The 20,076-nt window shown below is 29.9% G+C and carries 21 protein-coding genes; 9 read left to right on the top strand and 12 right to left on the bottom strand.

What is annotated here, in order from left to right; all coding sequences use genetic code 11:
* Positions 1–89: 89 nt before the first annotated feature.
* From D6T69_RS02690 to D6T69_RS02680, 3 genes are all read right to left on the bottom strand, one after another.
* On the bottom strand, positions 90–1,358 hold the full coding sequence (locus tag D6T69_RS02690) for an MFS transporter (protein WP_125066333.1): 1,269 nt from the start codon (positions 1,356–1,358) through the stop codon (positions 90–92).
* A 3-nt stretch (positions 1,359–1,361) separates the two neighbouring features.
* Positions 1,362–2,021: a hypothetical protein gene (locus D6T69_RS02685; RefSeq protein WP_047788067.1), complete on the bottom strand. Its 660-nt coding sequence runs from the start codon at positions 2,019–2,021 to the stop codon at positions 1,362–1,364.
* 228 nt (positions 2,022–2,249) lie between these two features.
* A complete protein-coding gene (locus tag D6T69_RS02680; RefSeq protein ID WP_125066332.1) occupies positions 2,250–3,245 on the bottom strand; it encodes an NAD(P)H-dependent glycerol-3-phosphate dehydrogenase in 996 nt (331 codons plus the stop codon).
* A 95-nt stretch (positions 3,246–3,340) separates the two neighbouring features.
* Here D6T69_RS02680 and dut point away from each other — a divergent pair, with 95 nt between their 5' ends.
* Positions 3,341–3,772: a dUTP diphosphatase gene (dut, locus tag D6T69_RS02675; protein ID WP_125066331.1), complete on the top strand. Its 432-nt coding sequence runs from the start codon at positions 3,341–3,343 to the stop codon at positions 3,770–3,772.
* Between the two features lie 173 nt (positions 3,773–3,945).
* On the opposite strand, the gene recA is transcribed toward dut, so the two are convergent.
* Positions 3,946–4,953 carry a recombinase RecA gene (gene recA / locus D6T69_RS02670; protein ID WP_125066330.1) on the bottom strand — a complete coding sequence of 336 codons (1,008 nt, stop codon included), beginning with the start codon at positions 4,951–4,953 and terminating at the stop codon, positions 3,946–3,948.
* 185 nt (positions 4,954–5,138) lie between these two features.
* Between recA and D6T69_RS02665 the strand changes: the two genes are divergently transcribed.
* From D6T69_RS02665 to D6T69_RS02650, 4 genes are all read left to right on the top strand, one after another.
* Positions 5,139–5,513: a hypothetical protein gene (locus D6T69_RS02665; RefSeq protein ID WP_125066329.1), complete on the top strand. Its 375-nt coding sequence runs from the start codon at positions 5,139–5,141 to the stop codon at positions 5,511–5,513.
* 95 nt (positions 5,514–5,608) lie between these two features.
* Positions 5,609–6,454, top strand: coding sequence for a hypothetical protein (locus D6T69_RS02660; RefSeq protein WP_125066328.1), 846 nt, complete (start codon positions 5,609–5,611; stop codon positions 6,452–6,454).
* A gap of 151 nt (positions 6,455–6,605) precedes the next feature.
* A complete protein-coding gene (locus tag D6T69_RS02655; RefSeq protein ID WP_125066327.1) occupies positions 6,606–8,624 on the top strand; it encodes a TonB-dependent receptor plug domain-containing protein in 2,019 nt (672 codons plus the stop codon).
* Between the two features lie 3 nt (positions 8,625–8,627).
* Entirely contained in the window at positions 8,628–9,203 is a 576-nt protein-coding gene (locus D6T69_RS02650; RefSeq protein ID WP_125066326.1) for a pseudouridine synthase, read from the top strand.
* On the opposite strand, the gene D6T69_RS02645 is transcribed toward D6T69_RS02650, so the two are convergent.
* The 4 genes from D6T69_RS02645 to D6T69_RS02635 form a co-directional block, all read right to left on the bottom strand.
* Positions 9,200–9,640 carry a GNAT family N-acetyltransferase gene (locus tag D6T69_RS02645; RefSeq protein ID WP_125066325.1) on the bottom strand — a complete coding sequence of 147 codons (441 nt, stop codon included), beginning with the start codon at positions 9,638–9,640 and terminating at the stop codon, positions 9,200–9,202. The two genes, D6T69_RS02650 and D6T69_RS02645, sit on opposite strands and share 4 nt — an antisense overlap.
* Positions 9,640–10,071 (bottom strand): ribose 5-phosphate isomerase B, encoded by a 432-nt coding sequence (gene rpiB / locus D6T69_RS02640; RefSeq protein WP_073182358.1) that lies wholly within the window; start codon positions 10,069–10,071, stop codon positions 9,640–9,642. Before rpiB ends, D6T69_RS02645 begins: the two co-directional genes overlap by 1 nt.
* Positions 10,072–10,755: 684 nt before the next feature.
* The gene (locus tag D6T69_RS15925) at positions 10,756–10,920 is read right to left on the bottom strand and encodes a hypothetical protein (RefSeq protein ID WP_164505163.1); all 165 of its coding nucleotides are present in this window, start codon (positions 10,918–10,920) and stop codon (positions 10,756–10,758) included.
* A 75-nt stretch (positions 10,921–10,995) separates the two neighbouring features.
* Positions 10,996–11,907, bottom strand: a complete 912-nt coding sequence (locus D6T69_RS02635) for a diacylglycerol/lipid kinase family protein (RefSeq protein ID WP_125066324.1) — start codon at positions 11,905–11,907, stop codon at positions 10,996–10,998.
* A gap of 116 nt (positions 11,908–12,023) precedes the next feature.
* On the opposite strand from D6T69_RS02635, the gene rnr reads away from it, so the two are divergent.
* The 3 genes from rnr (at position 12,024) to D6T69_RS02620 (ending at position 15,212) form a co-directional block, all read left to right on the top strand.
* A complete protein-coding gene (gene rnr, locus D6T69_RS02630) occupies positions 12,024–14,219 on the top strand; it encodes a ribonuclease R (protein WP_125066323.1) in 2,196 nt (731 codons plus the stop codon).
* A gap of 90 nt (positions 14,220–14,309) precedes the next feature.
* Positions 14,310–14,987 carry a head GIN domain-containing protein gene (locus D6T69_RS02625; RefSeq protein ID WP_125066322.1) on the top strand — a complete coding sequence of 226 codons (678 nt, stop codon included), beginning with the start codon at positions 14,310–14,312 and terminating at the stop codon, positions 14,985–14,987.
* A 33-nt stretch (positions 14,988–15,020) separates the two neighbouring features.
* Positions 15,021–15,212: a Sec-independent protein translocase subunit TatA/TatB gene (locus D6T69_RS02620; RefSeq protein WP_125066321.1), complete on the top strand. Its 192-nt coding sequence runs from the start codon at positions 15,021–15,023 to the stop codon at positions 15,210–15,212.
* Between the two features lie 64 nt (positions 15,213–15,276).
* Here D6T69_RS02620 and D6T69_RS02615 read toward each other — a convergent pair whose 3' ends face one another.
* Positions 15,277–15,594: a heavy metal-binding domain-containing protein gene (locus D6T69_RS02615; protein ID WP_125066320.1), complete on the bottom strand. Its 318-nt coding sequence runs from the start codon at positions 15,592–15,594 to the stop codon at positions 15,277–15,279.
* A 2-nt stretch (positions 15,595–15,596) separates the two neighbouring features.
* The gene (locus tag D6T69_RS02610) at positions 15,597–16,523 is read right to left on the bottom strand and encodes an SPFH domain-containing protein (protein ID WP_047788054.1); all 927 of its coding nucleotides are present in this window, start codon (positions 16,521–16,523) and stop codon (positions 15,597–15,599) included.
* 132 nt (positions 16,524–16,655) lie between these two features.
* Between D6T69_RS02610 and D6T69_RS02605 the strand changes: the two genes are divergently transcribed.
* On the top strand, positions 16,656–17,054 hold the full coding sequence (locus D6T69_RS02605) for a DoxX family protein (protein ID WP_125066319.1): 399 nt from the start codon (positions 16,656–16,658) through the stop codon (positions 17,052–17,054).
* A 141-nt stretch (positions 17,055–17,195) separates the two neighbouring features.
* On the opposite strand, the gene D6T69_RS02600 is transcribed toward D6T69_RS02605, so the two are convergent.
* Complete coding sequence (locus D6T69_RS02600; protein WP_240628355.1) at positions 17,196–18,053, bottom strand: class I SAM-dependent methyltransferase; 858 nt, start codon at positions 18,051–18,053, stop codon at positions 17,196–17,198.
* A 119-nt stretch (positions 18,054–18,172) separates the two neighbouring features.
* The gene (mnmG, locus tag D6T69_RS02595; RefSeq protein ID WP_125066318.1) at positions 18,173–20,050 is read right to left on the bottom strand and encodes a tRNA uridine-5-carboxymethylaminomethyl(34) synthesis enzyme MnmG; all 1,878 of its coding nucleotides are present in this window, start codon (positions 20,048–20,050) and stop codon (positions 18,173–18,175) included.
* Positions 20,051–20,076 lie beyond the last annotated feature (26 nt).

The following is a 20,076-nucleotide window of genomic DNA, read 5'->3' as shown; positions in this document are numbered from 1 at the left end:
TAAGTCAGTGACTTACTAAAAGTAGGTCACTGACTTACTTTTTCAGTACGTCAACTGTACTGTTATCAGTATTTTAATTAAAAAAGTCTTTAGATTTCCTTCTCATGCTCTTCCAAATCTTTAGTTAGATCTAATTTTCGAAGTGTTGGGTTTACAATTCCTGTGGTAATAACTGTAATTAATGTCATTGTTCCACCAAAAACCACTGCTGTTACTGTTCCCATTAACTTTGCTGTTACCCCACTTTCAAAAGCTCCTAATTCGTTAGAAGAACCTACAAACATAGAATTTACTGAAGCTACTCTACCACGCATATGATCGGGTGTTTTTAATTGTAAAATAGTTTGGCGAATTACCATAGAAACTCCATCGGTTACACCACTAAAGAATAGGGCTACAATAGAAATCCAAAAAACGGTTGATAAACCAAATACTATAATACAAATTCCGAAACCAAATATAGCTGCTAAAAGCTTCATTCCTGCGTTTCTACTGATAGGTATATAAGCAGTAACTAACATCGTTAAAAAGGCTCCTATGGCAGGTGCAGCACGCAATGCACCAAACCCTTCTGGTCCAACTTTTAAAATATCTTGAGCATAAACTGGTAATAATGCAACTGCTCCACCAAATAATACCGAAATCATATCTAATGTAAGTGCTCCCAAAATAGCTTTTGTTTTATATACAAAACGCACTCCTTCTTTTAAACTTTTCATTACGGGTTCTCCTATTTTTGGATTTAAAATTGGTTTCTTTTTGATAAAAAATACCGTAAAAAATGATACTGATACTAAACCAAATACAATACATAAAGACCAATGTACTCCAATCCATGAAATGGTTAATCCTGCAAAAGCTGGTCCTAATACTGAAGCTATTTGCCAAGTTGAACTACTCCATGTTGCAGCGTTAGGATATAATTTTTTAGGTACAATTAAAGCTATTAATGAAAAAATAGTAGGTCCGAAAAACGAACGTAATAATCCACCAAAAAAGACCAAAGCATAAATAGCGTAGAGTACAGTGTTTTTATTCCAATCTTCAATAAAACTAGGTAATGTTAAAAAGAATAACCCTAAACTTATCAGTGAAAATAAACCAATACACAAGGCTAGTAGATTTCTTTTTTCTTTTTGATCTACAATATGACCAGCAAACAACGCCATGGATACTGCAGGAATTACTTCCATTAATCCAATGATTCCTAACGATAATGGATTTTTGGTAATACTGTATACCTGCCATTCGATAATAATAAATTGCATTGACCATGCAAACACTAAGGCAAAACGTACTAAAAGAAAAATATTAAACTCTTTGATTCTTAGGGATGCGTAGGGGTCTTTTTTCTCCATGAATTAATTTAATTTGAGATCCATTAAAATGGCAAATGTTTCATTAACATCTCTTTCTTTCACCACTATGGTCATTTCGTGTGTGGTAGAAATTACTTCTTGTACTGCAATGTTAGCCCAAGCAAATTGTTTTAAAATGAAGTAATAAATACCTGATTGATCTAAATTTCCTTTTGGTAGTTTTATAGTTATAGAAGCTAAATCATTTACATTATTAATTAATGCTTCTTTCTTAAAAATTTCTTCAACAAATGGTTGTAAGTTTTTACTTGTAACAATATTTGTTTCAAAAATACCTTGTGAAACTGTTAAAAAATAATCTTTACTATCAGCAGATTTACTTAAAATTTTAGCAATTTCTTTTAATAACGAAGTAGTATTCTTGAAAGTGAAGTCGCACAAATCAGAACGGACAATCACGTCACCCAAATTTAAAGCAAGTCGCTTAATATTTTTTCGAACTCTCAATTCATTTGCTGGTGATAGTCTATTAATAGCCATCATAACTGCACCTACTTTCACTTCTTTTTTTAACAGTTTAGAAACTTCAGGTAAAATTTCTCTTGCTAACGATGATACATTAATTAACTTCTCATTTAGAGCTTCTTCTATGAAAGGAGTTTTTCTGATGGTAATTTCAACAGCTTCTTGAATTGTTTTCATGTTTGTTTAGTTTTAAACTAAAAGTAACAAAAATACAATTAATAGTGAATTTATACTATATATTTAATTTGTAATATATTTAATTAAAAACTTTGTTAATCAGATTTTTAAACTAAATTTGTTTTTATTGTATCTTGTTACAAGACCTATACACAACTCAATTATAGAAGCGATTGATGGGGCTTCTTAATTTTTATTAAGAAGGATTATTTGTACAAATGCAAACAACTAATCTAATCTATTTGTTAACTTTAAAAACTCATCTTTCGCTTCTTTTTTGTCATACAAAACGTTATAAACAGCGTCGATTATTGGAGTTTTAGCTTTGTTTTTTTGATTGATTTTATATGCACTTTTTGTAGCATAGTATCCTTCAGCAACCATACTCATTTCTAACATTGCAGATTTTACAGTGTAGCCTTTTCCTATCATGTTTCCAAACATTCTATTTCTACTAAATGTAGAATATCCAGTAACTAACAAATCACCTAGGTATGCTGAATTGTTGATATTACGCTTCATTTTATGAATCTTTTTAATAAAGCGTTTCATTTCTCTAATACCATTACTCATTAATACCGCTTGAAAATTGTCTCCATAGCCTAAACCATGAGCAATTCCTGCTGCTATAGCATAAATATTTTTTAACATCGCTGCATATTCAGTACCAATAATATCATCAGATATTTTAGTTTTAATATAGCGTCCTGCAATAGCTTCACTAAGTTTTTTAGCTTTTTCTTCATCTTGACAAGCAAGTGTTAAATACGATAAGCGTTCCATTGCTACTTCTTCTGCATGACATGGTCCAGATATTACCCCAATATTTTCATATGGTATATTGTATTTTTCATGAAAATGTTCACCAACAATTAATCCTGATTCTGGTACAATTCCTTTAATGGCTGAAAAAATAACTTTATTCTCTAAGGAAGCAGTAAGTTTTTCTAATTCTCCGTTCAAAAAAGCAGAAGGAACGGCAAAAATTAACACGTCATAATTTTCAACAATATAATTTATATTCTCAGACAAATCTAACTGTTCAGGATGTAACTCTGCTGAACTTAAATAACTAGGATTATGTTTGTTACGTTTAATATGTTCAATAGCATATATGCTACGCATATACCAACCAATAGTTTCTAAATTTTCTGATAACATTTTAACAATAGCTGTTGCCCAACTTCCACCTCCTAAAACGGCTATTCTAGTTTGATTGCTCATAAGTAGTATTTGTTTGTAGTACAAAATTAAGAAATCTATAATCGACTCTCTAAACTTAAAGGTTATTATATTTGAAAACTGAAAATCAAAAGAACATGAATGTACAAATCATAAACAAATCAAAACACCAAACTCCAACATATGAAACTGAAGGTTCAGCTGGTATGGATTTGCGTGCCAATATAGATGCTGCTATTATTTTAAAACCTTTAGAAAGAGCTATTATTAAAACAGGTTTATTTATTGCGCTTCCTGTTGGATATGAAGCTCAAGTTCGTCCGCGTAGTGGGCTTGCTGCTAAAAAAGGAATAACTGTTTTAAATTCTCCTGGTACTGTTGATGCGGATTATCGTGGTGAAATTGGAGTTATTTTAGTTAATCTATCTAATGAAGATTTTGTAATAAACGACGGTGAGCGTATTGCACAATTAGTGATTGCAAAACACGAACGTGTAAACTGGCAAGAAGTAGCTATTTTAGATGAAACTGAACGTGGTGCTGGTGGTTTTGGAAGTACTGGAGTTTAAATTATACTCTTATATACTTGACTCATTTTTCTAACTTCATCAAACAATAATTCAAAAGCTAAAAAGCAATTTGAATGGTATTGGTACCCTACTTTTTTATAAAAAAAGCTGTTCTAGATAACCAGAACAGCTTTTTAAAATAGTAATAGTTTGAACTTTAAATTTAAAATTTCTTATTCTTGGTTTTCAATAGCTTCTTTAATTTTATTTTCAAGTTCTTCCATTAATTCAGGATTATCTTTAATAACACCTTTTACAGCATCTCTACCCTGACCTAATTTAGTGTCTCCATAGCTAAACCATGAACCACTTTTCTTTATAATTCCGTACTCTACACCAATATCTAAAACTTCACCAACTTTTGATATTCCTGCACCATACATAATATCAAATTCAGTTTGTTGAAATGGTGGAGCTACTTTATTCTTTACAATTTTAACTTTAGTGCTGTTACCAATTACTTTATCACCATCTTTAATTTGTGTTCTACGACGAATATCTAAACGAACCGATGCATAGAATTTTAAAGCGTTACCCCCTGTTGTAGTTTCTGGGTTACCAAACATAACTCCAATCTTTTCACGTAACTGGTTAATAAATATAACTGTACAGTTTGTTTTACTAATCGTACCTGTTAACTTACGTAGAGCTTGTGACATTAAACGAGCATGTAATCCCATTTTAGAATCACCCATTTCACCTTCAATCTCAGATTTTGGTGTTAATGCTGCAACCGAATCAATTACTACAATATCAATAGCTCCTGAACGGATTAAGTTATCAGCAATTTCTAAAGCTTGCTCACCATGATCTGGTTGTGAAATAATTAAGTTATCTACATCAACGCCTAAACTTTCAGCATAAAAACGATCAAAAGCATGTTCAGCATCAATAAAAGCAGCAATACCTCCAGCTTTTTGGGCTTCTGCAATTGCATGTATTGTTAAAGTTGTTTTACCTGATGATTCTGGTCCGTAAATTTCTATAATTCTTCCACGAGGATACCCTCCTACTCCTAGGGCTAAATCTAATCCTAAAGAACCTGACGATATTGCATCTACATCTTCTACTTGGCTATCTCCTAACTTCATTACGGTTCCTTTACCGTACGTTTTATCTAACTTATCTAGTGTAAGTTGAAGCGCTTTTAATTTCGCTTCTTTTTCTTTATCTGCTGCCATAAATCGTGCTAATTATTTTAAGTAATAAGAACGGCTAAGTTACTAAAAAGTGACATTAATTTTTACTTTTTTTAGTTTTATTATACATGATTATAAATATGATATAAATCAGTTTTAAATAAAATGTTTAGTAGTACTTTTGCTATGTGAAATTAAAGTTTACATATCGATTATTTAGCTTTATAATGGCTTTAACAGTTATAAATTCTAGCTTATATCAAGCTTATGTATCGATGTATTTTTTTGCATATCAAGATTATATTATCAAGGAATTATGTGTGCAAAAAGACAATCAGCAAGGGTGTAATGGTAAGTGTTATTTAATGAAAAAATTAGACTCTACTGTTTCAAAAAAAGATACACCTGCTTCACAATCTGAAAGTGAAAAAGAGTTTAGAGGTACTTATGTTTTATTTTTTAATAAAAGTACCTTGTTTAATTTTGAAACCATCTTCAATTCAAATAATGAAGATTATGAATACTACTTGCAAAAAATACCCTTATTAGTATTAGATAAGGAAATTCCTCCTCCAAAACTTTTTATGAATTATATCGCTTAAAGAAGATTTCATTCTTCATAATTAATAGCACTGTTAGATATAAAAATATTTAACTGTGAGGTGCTGCACATTCAATACTTAATAAAAAATAAATCATGAAAGTTTTAAAATACATATTATCAATCCTATTAATCACCATCATTTCTTCATGTAGTAGTAATGACATAGACGAAAAAGAAATAGATGAAACAACAACATTAAATTATATTCAAACACTATCAAATACAACACATAATATTGAAATATTTTCAACAGAAAAAAGCTTACAACAAGGTTATAATGATATTTATTTAAGAGTAATTGATAAAGCTTCAGATTCATATGTTACAAATGCTATGCTTACTTGGAATCCTATGATGCATATGAGTAATATGATGCATTCTTGTCCGAAATCTCTTATAACGAAAGCAGACGGTACAGAAACTCTTTACAAAGGATATATTATTTTTCAAATGGCAGAAAATGACACTGAAAAATGGAGTCTTACAGTAAATTATACTATTGATAGTAAAGAGTATTCGATAGAAGATCAAATAAGTGTTCCTGCTGCTGCAAAGAAAAATGTAGCTGTTTTTATGGGGGCTGATAAAACAAAGTATGTGCTTGCTTTAATTAACCCTACAACACCAAAAGTAGGAATGAACGATTTTAAAGTAGGTTTATTCAAAATGGAAACAATGATGTCATTTCCAAAAGTGGAAGACTACCTAATAAAAAATGATCCTAGAATGCCAAGTATGGGAAATCATACTTCACCTAATAACACTGATTTAACCTTTGATTCAACTACTAAATTATACAAAGGTGACTTATCATTAACAATGACAGGATATTGGAAGTTAAACTTGATGGTTTACAACAATTCAGAAGAGTTAATAAAAGGTGAAATGGTTACTGAAGAGAATGAAAGTAGTAGCTTATATCTAGAATTAGAATTTTAATTTATTACGAAGCTGTTTACAAACTACTCTTTTCTCTTTCGAAACTTCGGGAAAAATTGTACAACGAAATTATCCAAACTGATATTAGTTAATAATATTCGTTAGTAACAATTTAAGTTGTAAACAGCTTCTTTTTCAAACTTTTCGAATAATGAAGCATTATATAATACTCCTACTCTTGGGGTTGTTTTCCCTTACTATTCAATCACAAGAAAACAATGAAAAAAAAGACACAATAGAAACTCACACCTTTTTAAATGAAGTGATTGTTATTGGTAAAAGAGATAATAAAATAAATAATAAAAAATATGCCAAACCATTGGCCAACTTAGATGATTTTCTTGAGAAATCAGCTAAAATAAATATGATTAAAAGAGGAAATTATGCCTGGGAACCTACCTTGAATAATATGATTTCTGATAGAATTAATGTAACTATAGATGGAATGCAAATTTTTGGTGCTTGTACCGATAAAATGGATCCTATCACATCTTATGTAGATATTTCAAATCTTGAAAAAGTAGCAGTTTATTCTGGTCAACATGGTGCAGAAAATGGTCAAACCATTGGTGGTTCTATCGATTTAAAACTAGATAAAAATAGTTTCACTAACGAGTTTAAAAAAGTAGTTACAGGAATAGATTTAGGATATGAAAGCAACTCAAACACTAAAGTTATAGGTGTTGAAGCCAATTATAGTTCTAAAAACTTCTATGTAAACACTGATTTTATTAATAGAAATGCTGATAATTATGTAGATGGGAATAATAATGAAGTTCTATTTTCTCAATACAGTAAATATAATTTTTCAACTATAGCAGGTTATAAAATTTCAAATAAAGAAAAATTAGGTGTTACTTTTATTTTTGACAAGGCTACCGATATAGGTTATCCTGCTTTAGCTATGGATGTTTCTTTAGCAAAAGCTACCATTGCTTCGATAAATTATGAGTATAAAAACAATAATGCTCTATTTAATTATATAGATGCTAAATTGTATGCTAACAGTATTAAACATGTTATGGATGATACCAAAAGACCAAACGTGTCTATTCATATGGATATGCCAGGTTGGAGTGATACTTATGGATTTTATGTGAAGTCTCAACTCAAGAAAAACAAACATCGCTTTTCTGTTAATCTTAACGGACATTATAATAAGTCATTAGCAGAAATGACTATGTATCCAGCGAACAGTAATGAAAAACTAATGTTTATGCTAACATGGCCAGATGTAAGAACTTTATATAATGGATTGTTTATAAGCGATAATATTACCTTAAACAATCAAACATCTATTCAATTAAGTACTCGATTAGGATACCAGAATAATAAGATTGCAAGTGATTTTGGTTTGGGTAGCTTACAAATATTTTATCCGAATTTACCCCCTTCAAAAAATAGATTTTTACCAAGTTTTTCAGCTCAAATTATCAACAAAACACAGCTGTTTACTGTTACAACTTCATTAGGATATGGAGAGAGAGCTCCATCGGTAAGTGAAGGATATGGAAACTATTTATATAACAGTTTTGATAATTTTGATTACATCGGGAATCCGAATTTAAAAAATGAAAAATCGTTAGAGTTCAATTCTAAAATTGATTTTAAAAACAATGATTTAACTATCGGTTTTGAAAACTCTTTATTTTATATTTCAGATTATATTATAGGCGTTATTAATCCTGATATTAAACCTATGGTTATAGGTGCGGATGGAGTAAAAGTATATAGCTCTTTAAACAACGTTTTACAATTTAATTCCTCTTTAAATTTAACCTATAAATTTACCAAAGAGCTTACCTTTGATAGTACTGTAACTTATAACTATGGAAAAGAAATTAATGGAGAAAATTTGCCTTTAATTTCCCCTCTAACTTATAATGTAAATATTGATTTTACAAAGAATCTTTTTACATCAACTTTTGAAGTTGTGGGTGCAGGAACACAACATAATTTTTCTAAAAATTACGGAGAAGACAAAACTAAAAGTTATACAATTTTTAATATTGATGCTGGTTATAAATTTTACATAAACAACGATTCATTCATAATAAAATCAGGAGTAGAAAATATATTTAACACGTACTATTCTACTTATTCAGATTGGCAAAATATACCTAGAATGGGGCGAAATATTTTTGTTAATTTGTCATACATTTTAAAATAGTTTATGTCAAACCATCGTCACTTTATAATTTACAAACCTTACGGTTTTCTTTCTCAGTTTATTACCAATCAAAAAAAAGGAGGTAAACACAAATTATTGGGTGAATTATACGATTTTCCTGAAAATACAATGGCTGTAGGTAGGTTAGATGTAAAATCAGAAGGTTTGTTGTTGTTAACAACCGACGGAAAAGTAAGCGACTTTATTACTACCAGAGGTGGAGTTGAAAAAGAATATTATGTTCAGTTAGACGGAGCTATTACTTCAGAAGCTATTGAACAACTACAAAATGGGGTTGAAATTGGTTTTGACGGAAAAAAATACATGACTAAACCTTGCAAAGTTAGAGCAATGGATACGCCAGATTTACCTGAACGTTCTAAAAAAATTAGAGATGCTCGTCACGGTCCTACTCCTTGGATATCTGTTACCTTAACCGAAGGGAAATTTAGACAAGTACGTAAAATGACCTCTGCCGTTGGTTTTCCTACACTCCGTTTAGTACGTGTTCGTGTGGGTGATATTTTATTAAGTAATATGCAAGTTGGTGAAGTTAAAGAAGTTGAGGAATTGGTTTAGTTTCTAACCATTCTTATATGCGGAATTCCGTCTTCTAAATATCCTTCTCCTACTTGTTTAAATCCGTGAGATTCGTAGAATTTTTGTAAATAGGTTTGTGCAGAAATAGTTATGGCAGTTTCTTTGTAGTTATCAACAATAGCTTTGATAGATGCTTTTATCAAATCGTGTCCGTAACCATATTTACGTTCACTTTCCTTTACTACTACCCTGCCAATACTAGGTGTATCAAAATATTCACCACTATTAAACAAACGAGTATAGGCTATTATTTTACCTTCCTTAATTCCTATAACATGTAAAGCTTTTTGATCTTTACCATCAATATCTTGATAGACACAATCTTGTTCAACAACAAAAACTTCAGAACGTAATTGAAGTAATTCATATAGTTCTGAAGTTGTTAATTCTTGAAATCTTTTTACTATAAAATTCATTAACAGCAAGCTATTTTATTTACTCTATTCGCGTGACGACCTCCTTCAAATTCGGTAGATAAAAAAATCTTCACAAAACCTAAAGCTTGTTGCAACGATACAAAACGAGCTGGAATAGTTAAAATATTTGCATCGTTGTGTTGACGTGTTAATTCCACCAATTCGTTATTCCAACATAAAGCAGCTCGCACTCCTTGGTGCTTATTAGCAGTCATTTGCGCTCCATTACCACTTCCACATAAAATAATTCCCATTTCTGCTTGTCCTGTTTCAACAGCTTCAGCAGCTGGGTGAATGGTATCTGGGTAATCCATACTATCGGTTTCATTCGTACCAAAGTTGATTACTTTATGCCCTAATTCTTCTAAAAGTTTAACTATTTCAAATTTGTATTCGGTGCCTGCGTGATCATTTCCTACAGCGATTGTCATAATTTGTTGATTTTAATTCAGTTGTGAATTACAAAAATACAGTTATTCACGGTTATCAACAGTAATTAACAATGCTTTTTTTACCATTCTTAATAACCTCTTTAAAATTAAGGGGTTAAACTATATTAACTAATTGTTAAGAACTAATAAAATATTCTGAAAAGAAAATTTGATTTTCTAGATATTTTTTACAATACAAGAACAAGAATTAATTATGCAACTTTTTTTTTGAGATTTTAATGAACATTTATCAACATTAAATTAACCCTTTTTTTACATTGAAAAGAAAATTAACTATTCAAAATTTTCAGTGAATTGCTGTTTATAACTTTTGTTAATAACTCTATTTTATAGTTGATTTTTAAAGTTTTATTTAACTAATAACTTGTTTATTTATTTTAATAAGTCACTTAACCAAAAATAAAATCCACTTTTTATGCTACATATTAACACACTATAATAACAATCATTTCTTTTTTTAAATTTTTAAAATCTCTTTTATTAATAATATAATATGTTAATAACAGTTTTTTTGAAATTTAAGTTTTAGAGACTCCTCTACTAACCATTTACTGAGTTACAAAAATTAGAGTAACTTCTTTGTCTTCTTTTATGGCAAATTGCAAAAAATAAGACGTAAATACTACGTTTGTTGAAAAGTGATAATAAGTGAGAGAAAAAGACTTAAACAGCTTTTTTAGATGCTTTAATAAGGTAAATAGTATCTTTAGTTACTACTTCTGAAGGAGTTTTTTTGTTTAAAGTCGTATTTATACTCACTACAGTTACGATAATTCCTGTAATGAATATAAAAATAAAAAGTGCTATTATTTTTCGTAAGTTTTTCATTTATAACGACTTTCTTACTATAAAGACGTATGAATTTAAGAAACGTTACAATTTTATTAAGTTTTTTTTAACTTTTTAAGGAATAACTATTTGAATAGCACTTTTAATAATACTAACTTTAACTTGTCCTCTACCTATTAACTCACCATCTGCTTGGATATAAGGAAGTTCATCATTGTTTTTAGGAGTTATTAACAATGAGCTAGCCAAATGCGTTTCTACTTTTTTATGTTGAAGAATTTTTCCGTTGTATAATTTTTTAATTGAAAATAGTAAGTCCCAAAAGGACAAGTTTTTAGCTATTGTTATATCAAATAAACCATTATTAGAACATTTATAATCAGTTAATTGCATACCTCCTGCTGAATATTTACAAATACCAAACAAAGTCATTAAACACTTTGTTTCAACAGATTTATTGTTAATAGTTATGTTAAAAGTAGTTTTTTTGTAGAGTAATAAACCCGCTAGCCCACTCAATAAGTAGGCTATAGATCCAAATCTCTTTAATTTATTCAACTTGTTAACAACATATCCGTCATAACCAATACCAGCTACATTATTAAAATAGGAAGAAGTATCAGATAATTCCAAATAACCGATGTCTTGAAAAATAGTTTTCACTTGCTTTATTAAACCAACGGCAGCTTTTATATTCTTAGGTATATTATAAGTTTTAATCCAGTCATTACCAGTACCTAATGGAATAACAGCAATAGTTATTTCTTCAGGTTTTATAGTATTTTGAGTCATAATTCCGTTAATGACATGATGTAAAGTACCATCACCCCCAACAGAAATTATTTTCTTATAACCTTTGTTAATGGCTTGCTGAACAATAATTTTTTCGTGATTAGAATATTCAGTTTTTGCATATTCATAGGTTATATTATTAAATTTTAATTCCTGTTGAATATCTGACCAATATTTATTGAACTTACCATTACCAGCTACAGGATTAACAATAACATACCAAGAATTATTCATACCATCACTTTAAATAAAGATTGGAAAAGTACGAAATCAATTTATAACAGTTATTTAAATTACTAGCATTAATTTTATTCGTACTTTGGTTGAAAATTAAATAAGACGAAAGATTAATGACTAGAAAGAAAAAAATCTACAAAAAAAAGGGTAAAGTTATCAAAGATCTTACCCGTAACATTTTCAAAATACTTAACGAAGACAGTAATAAATATTACAATTACAAACAGATTGCTTCTAAATTGAAGGTTTCTGATACTGATGGCAAAAATCAAATTATTAAAAAGTTAGCAGAATTAACAGCTAACAAGAAAATTAAAGAAGTTGATAGAGGTAAATATCAAATAAATGAAGATCGTAAATACCATGTTGGTACTTTAGATGCTACTTCTAATGGAAATGCTTATTTTATTTGTGATGATTTTGAGCACGATATTTTTGTGCCTTCAGTAAATTTAGGTAAAGGTTTACATAACGATACTGTAAAAGCCTATGTGTATAAAAAGCGTAGAAGCAATAAACTTGAAGCTGATGTTGTAGAAATTATTGAGAGAGCAAAAACTGAATTTGTTGGTGTATTACAAATGAATAAAAATTTCGGATTTGTTATACCAGATAGCACTAAAATGTATGCTGACATTTTTATTTCTCAAAGTAAATTAAATGGAGCAAAAGATGGTGATAAGGTAGTTGCTAAAATGACTGATTGGCCTGAAAATTCTAAAAATCCATTTGGAAAAATTACTCAAGTTTTAGGAAGACCAGGAGATCACGATACAGAAATACATTCTATTTTATTAGAATATGGTTTACCTTATGAATTTCCTACTGAAGTAGAGAAAGAAGCATCTGAATTACCTATTGAAATTACTAAGGAGGAAATAGCTAAGCGTAGAGATATGCGAGGAGATTTAACATTTACCATAGATCCTAAAGATGCTAAAGATTTTGACGATGCTTTATCATTTACAAAACTTGAAAATGGTAATTATGAAATAGGTATTCACATTGCTGATGTTTCTCATTATTTACAACCAAAAACTATTTTAGATGACGAAGCTTATGATCGTGCTACATCAGTATATTTAGTTGATAGAGTGGTACCAATGCTACCTGAAATGTTAAGTAATGGAGTTTGTTCATTACGACCAAATGAAGAAAAACTGACTTTTTCAGCAGTATTTGAAATGAATGAGAAAGCACAAGTTATTAACCAATGGTTTGGTAGAACTGTTACATATTCTGATAAACGCTTTGCTTATGAGGAAGCCCAAGCAATCATTGAGAATAAAAATAATATAATTCCTGCAGATGTTTCTTTAACTGGAGAAGCATATGAAGTTGATGAAACTATTGTTGAAGCTACATTGAAACTTGATGAACTAGCTAAAAAAATGCGTAAAAAGCGTATGAAATCTGGAGCTATTTCTTTTGATAGAGTTGAAGTTAAATTTCATTTAGATGAAAATGCTAATCCTACAGGAGTTTTCTTTAAAGAAGCTAAAGACGCTAATAAACTGATTGAAGAATTCATGTTATTAGCAAACAAAAAAGTAGCAGAATTTGTAGGACTTTCTGCAGGAAGACCAAGTAAGAAAACTTTTGTGTATCGTGTACACGATGAACCAGATGTAGAAAAACTAGCATCGTTACAAAATATTGTTAGCAAATTCGGATATAAAATTAATACAGAAACACGACAAAAAACATCTGATAGTTTAAATAAATTATTATCAGACGTTCACGGTAAGGGAGAAGCTAATATGGTTGAAACCTTAGCGATACGTTCAATGAGTAAAGCTGAATATACTACACAAAATATAGGTCACTATGGATTAGCTTTTGATTATTACAGCCACTTTACTTCACCAATACGTCGTTACCCTGATGTAATGACGCATCGTTTATTACAACACTATTTAGATGGCGGAAATTCGCCTAAAGCAGAAATTTATGAAGAAAGGTGTAAACATTCTTCTAAAATGGAAGAGTTAGCCTCTAAAGCAGAAAGAGATTCCATTAAATATATGCAAGTTAAATACATGCAAGATCATAAAGATCAAGAATTTGAAGGAGTAGTTTCTGGTGTAACAGAATGGGGAATTTATGTTGAAATCAAATCTAATAAATGTGAAGGTATGGTTAGAATCAAGGATATTAAGGATGATTATTATATCTTTGACGAAAAACAATATGCTGTGATTGGACAATCAACCAAGAATATGATTCAACTGGGTGATGAAGTAGTAGTAAAAGTAAAACACACCGATTTGGAACGTAAACACCTTGATTTCAATTTGATTTCACACTAATTTGTACAGTTTTAAACAATAAAAATTAAGATTTACCTTTATAGTATTGGTATAATTATTGGTTATACTCAATTAACTAATGAATTTATTATGAAGAAGTTAGCAATATTAAGTTTGTTTTTGATGACCGTTTTAGCATCAGCTCAAACAACGATAACTAAAAATTTAGGAGACTTTTCAATTGTAAAAGTGTATAACGGCATAGATTTAAAACTCGTAAAATCTGATGAATCTAAAATAATAGTTACTGGAGAAAAAACAGATAAAGTTAAAATTAAGTTGGATGGAACTACCTTAAAAGTATTATTAAGATTCCCAGAAACTACTGCCGATGGTAAAGTGAAGGCAACATTATATTACAATAAAACTTTATCAATCATTGATGCAAATGAAGGAGCAACAATTACAGGAAAAGATATTAATCAACAAAAAGTTGAAATTAGAGCTCAAGAAGGAGCTTTTATTAATCTTGTAGTTAATGTTAAGCATTTGAATGTAAAAAGCTCTTCAGGAGCAGTTATAAGGCTTTCTGGAGCAACCAAGAATCAAAATGTAAATGCTGATTTAGGAGGAATGTATCACGGATACAAATTATCGGTAGAAGAAATGACTATAGTAAAGGCTGGATCTGGTTCTAAAGTTGAAGTACAATCAGGAGAAACACTAGATGCTAAAGTATCATTTGGAGGTTCAATTTTTTACAAAGGAAAACCTGAAGTATTTAGAGACAAAAAAGTAATTGGTGGAGTAATTGAACACCGAAGTTAATTTCGTATCTTTGTAGCGCAAAATTTAATAAAAATGAATTTACTTACTATATTTTTAGGAATGATTGGACCATGGCAAATAGCTATTGTCGTTGCATTAGTATTATTATTATTCGGAGGTAGAAAAATTCCTGAATTAATGAGAGGTTTAGGTACTGGTATCAAAGAATTTAAAGATGCCACTAAAGATGAAGAGAATACTGATAAAGTAGAAGAAAAGAAATAAGATAATTATCTTATTAACAATAAAAAGAAAACCGAAACATCTAATGTTTCGGTTTTTTATTTAATTAAAGTTTTACGGCTGTCCCAGAAGCTGTAACCATTAGCATGCCTCCATTGGCGCCAACGGTTTCATAATCTAAGTCAATTCCTATAACTGCATCAGCTCCCAATCTTTGAGCTCTCTCTTCCATCTCCTTCAAAGCTATTTCTTTAGCTTCTCTTAGAACTTTTTCATAAGAACCAGACCTACCTCCTACTATATCTCTAATACCAGCAAAAAAGTCCTTAAAAATGTTTGCACCTATAATTGTTTCACCCGTAACAATACCTAAATATTCTTTAGCTGGTTTATTTTCTATTGAAGGTGTAGTTGATAGTATCATAATTATTCTTTGTCTTTATTTTCTTGTGCTTTTTTCATTGCCTCACCTATTTGATTACTTGCTGTAAAGCTAGCTACCATATCATTTAACATATTACTACCTGCTTGTGGTGAATTTGGTAATAAAATCAAGTTACTGTTAGTTTCTTCACCAATTGATTGTAAAGTATCGTAGTGTTGTGTAACAACAATTAAAGCTGATGCTTCTTGACTGTTAATTCCTACTTTATTTAAAACTTCAACAGATTCTTCTAAACCACGAGCAATTTCTCTACGTTGATCTGCAATACCCTGACCTTGTAAACGTTTGCTTTCAGCTTCTGCTTTAGCTTTTTCAACAATTAAAATACGTTGTGCGTCTCCTTCAAATTGAGCTGCTATTTTTTCACGTTCAGAAGCATTAATACGGTTCATTGCCGCTTTTACTTGAGCATCAGGATCAATATCAGTTACTAAAGTTTTTATAATGTCATAACCATAATCAGCCATGGCATCGTTTAATTCAGTTTTTACGGCGATTGCAATATCATCTTTTTTAACAAATACATCATCTAACTTCATTTTAGGTACTTCTGCACGTACCACATCAAATACATAAGATGTAATTTGATCGTGTGGATAATCTAGCTTATAAAAAGCATCGTACACCTTATCACGAATTACTTTGTATTGTACAGAAACTTTTAACTTAACAAATACATCATCTAAGGTTTTTGTTTCTACAATTACATCTAGCTGTTGAATTTTTAAACTTAACTTACCAGCAATTCTATCCACAATAGGAATTTTTAATTGTAATCCTGAATGACGAATGCTTTGAAAGCGACCAAAGCGCTCAATAATAGCTGCTGTTTGTTGCTTAACAATAAAGAATAATGATAAAAATACAAGAATTCCGATAACAATAACCGGATACATATAAATTGACATAGTTTTTAATTTTTTAAATGTTAGTAATTTTTTTGATAAAGATACTACTTAATGGTAGATAATTATTAGACGAATTTTATTTGAATTGTTACAATTCTTATTTAAAATTTATATTTGTAAAAAATCAATTATATGGAACTTATACAACAAAGCATAACAGAAATTTTACTTTTACTTTTTTTAATCGTTACTTTTTTACAATCGGGAATAGATAAGGTAACAGACTGGAAAGGAAATTTATCTTTTATTAGAGGACACTTTAAAGATTCTCCCTTAAAAAATTCGGTACCTTTTTTACTTGCTGTAATTTTAGTGATGGAATTATTAGCTGGCGCATTAATGTTTGTTGGAATTTTTCATTTATCAACAACAGGAAATCATAATATTGCTTTAATAGGTGCTGAGTTATCAGCTGTAACTTTAATCTTTTTATTAATTGGACAACGATTAGCAAAAGATTATGCTGGAGCAATGACATTAGCAGTTTACTTTATAATAACAATTTTAGCTGTCTATTTATTAAATAGATAAAAACTATTATTTTTATTTTTAAATAAAAATAATTTATTAAAAAACCTCTTAAAAAGTGCTTTTTAAGAGGTTTTTTAATTTTAGTAAGGTGTTTGTATGTTTTAATATAATAAATTAGTTAAAACAGTTTTAAAATAAGTTTTATCTGTTTTTTATGATGTAAATTAAAGAAGAATATTCACCTGAAGCATTTGCTTTAAAATTTGATTTCAACCCTGTTAAAAAAGCTTGAATTGGTCTTGATTTTTTTGTTTTATATTTTTCAGATAATAAAGAAACATAAAAAGAATCAAATTTCATTGGAAGTGTTTTTTCTACTTTCATTTCAACTAATGAAAATATTTTTGAAATAGCTGTTCTTGAAAAATGCCACAAGTGTCTTGGAACATCATAAGCTGCCCAAAACTCTTTGTAGTGTTTTGCATCAAAGCTTTGATAATTTGGAACAGCAATAATTAAAACACCATTAGCTTTTAAAAGTGATTTTAATTGCTGTATGTATTCTGTTAAATTAGGAATATGTTCTAAGACATGCCAAAGACTAATAACATCAAATTGTTTGCTTTCTATTTTAGAAAGGTCTTCTAAAAGATTTATGTTTTTATTCTTAGCAAAATTTCTTGCCTTTTCAGAGGGTTCAACACCAGTAATTTTCCAGCCACCATTTTCACACACTTTTAAAAAATCACCTGTACCAGCACCAACATCTAAAATCAATTTATCTTCTGTATTAAAAGAGTTAATTAATTTTAGTTTCTTTTTTAAAGTGTAGTTTTTTACAAACTGATATGTTTTATCAAAAAGAGATGTTTTACTATCTGTATGTGAAATATAATCTTCACTAGCATAGTATTTATCTAAGTTATTAGGTACAGGTGAAGTTACTAACATATCGTATTCTTCATTTTTCATTACCTCATAACTCTCTTTCGACACTGTATGATCAATACAGTTTAAAAAAGGTTTTAAGTTCTTATAGAACTCTTTTTTTGTAATCAAATTAATAAAATGTGTTGAGTGTTCCTTATGGAACTTTGGTTTTTGGTTGAACAATTATACATAAAAAAATAAAACGTTCCACATGGAACATTTTATTTTTTGTAATTCTAAATTAATATTTACCTACCCATGTAAACAAGTAATACAGATATATCACTTGGTGATACTCCACTTATTCTACTTGCTTGTGAAATTGAAGTAGGTTGTATTTTAGATAATTTTTCTCTAGCTTCATATGATAAAGATTTCACTTTACTATAATCAAATGTAGAAGGAATAGGTACGTTTTCTAATCTATTTAATTTGTCTGCATTATTCTTTTCTTTTTCGATATAACCAGAGTATTTTAAATGGATTTCAACTTGCTCTATAATTTCATTATCAATTTCGTTTTCTTGAATATAATTTTCAAGCTTATTAATCGATCTAAAATCAGAAAACGTTAATTGAGGTCTCGCAGCAATTTTATATAATTTCATAGATTGATTAATCGTTGCTAAATTTTTCTCTTCTAGAATAGGGTTGATATCCTCTTTTGTTACACTCAATCCTTTAATATAATCGATTAAGTTTTGAGTCTTGTTTTTCTTCTCTTCTACTCTATCCATTCTTTCTTGAGAAGCTAATCCTAATTTATAAGATTTTTCTGTTAAGCGTAAATCTGCATTATCTTGTCGTAAAAGAGTTCTATATTCAGCACGAGAAGTAAACATACGATACGGTTCCTCTGTCCCTTTTGTGATTAAATCATCAATTAAAACACCTATATAGGCTTCGCTTCTTTTTAGAATAAAAGGCTCTTTATTTTGAGTTTTTAACGCTGCATTTACACCTGCCATTAAACCTTGAGCAGCTGCTTCTTCATAACCTGTTGTACCATTAATTTGACCAGCAAAAAATAAGTTCTCAATTAACTTAGTTTCTAAGTTGTGTTTTAATTGTGTTGGTGGAAAATAATCGTATTCAATTGCATAACCGTATCTAAAGAATTTTACGTTTTCAAATCCAGGAATAGAACGGATAGCTTTGTCTTGAATGTCTTCTGGAAGTGATGTAGAAAATCCGTTCACATAAATTTCTACAGTATCCCAACCTTCTGGTTCAACAAAAATTTGATGACGTTCTTTCTCCGCAAAACGATTAATTTTATCTTCTACAGACGGACAATAACGTGGTCCTGTGGATTTAATTCTACCATTAAACATTGGCGAGCGTTCAAAACCTTCACGAAGTAAATCATGTACTTCTGGATTGGTGTAAGTAAGATAACAAGAGCGCTGTTTAGTTAATGGTTTTGTTACGGGTAAATAAGAGAATTTTTCTGGAGCATCGTCACCAGGTTGTTCGGTCATTTTACTATAATCTAATGAACGACCATCTACACGAGGAGGAGTTCCTGTTTTCATTCTACCAGCTTCAAAACCTTTAGCTACTAAATCTTCAGTAATACCAGTTGAAGCTCCTTCACCTGCTCTACCACCACCAAACGTTTTTTCACCAATATGAATCAATCCGTTTAAAAAAGTACCAGCAGTTACAATTACTGTTTTGGCTTTTATTTCTAAACCTAAGGCAGTTTTTACTCCTATAATTTTATCACCATCAAACACTAATCCATTCACAGAGTCTTGATAAAAATCTAGGTTTTCAGTTTGTTCTAACATGGTTCTCCAGCACTCTGCAAATTGCATTCTGTCCGATTGAGCTCTTGGGCTCCACATAGCTGGTCCTTTAGATTTATTTAGCATTTTAAATTGAATCGCGGTCTTGTCAGTTACAATACCACTGTAACCACCAAGTGCATCAATTTCACGAACTATTTGCCCTTTTGCAATTCCACCCATAGCTGGATTACAACTCATTTGAGCAATGTTTTGTAAGTTCATTGTAATTAACAAAGTGTGTGCTCCCATGTTTGCACTTGCTGCAGCAGCTTCGCTACCAGCATGTCCACCTCCTACTACAATTACATCGTATGTTGTATTAAATAAACTCATTTTTTATAATCAGTTCCACGTGGAAC

Source organism: Tenacibaculum singaporense, from assembly GCF_003867015.1.
GTDB classification, from domain to species: Bacteria; Bacteroidota; Bacteroidia; order Flavobacteriales; family Flavobacteriaceae; genus Polaribacter; species Polaribacter singaporensis.
This window is presented reverse-complemented; position numbering and strand designations above follow the sequence as displayed.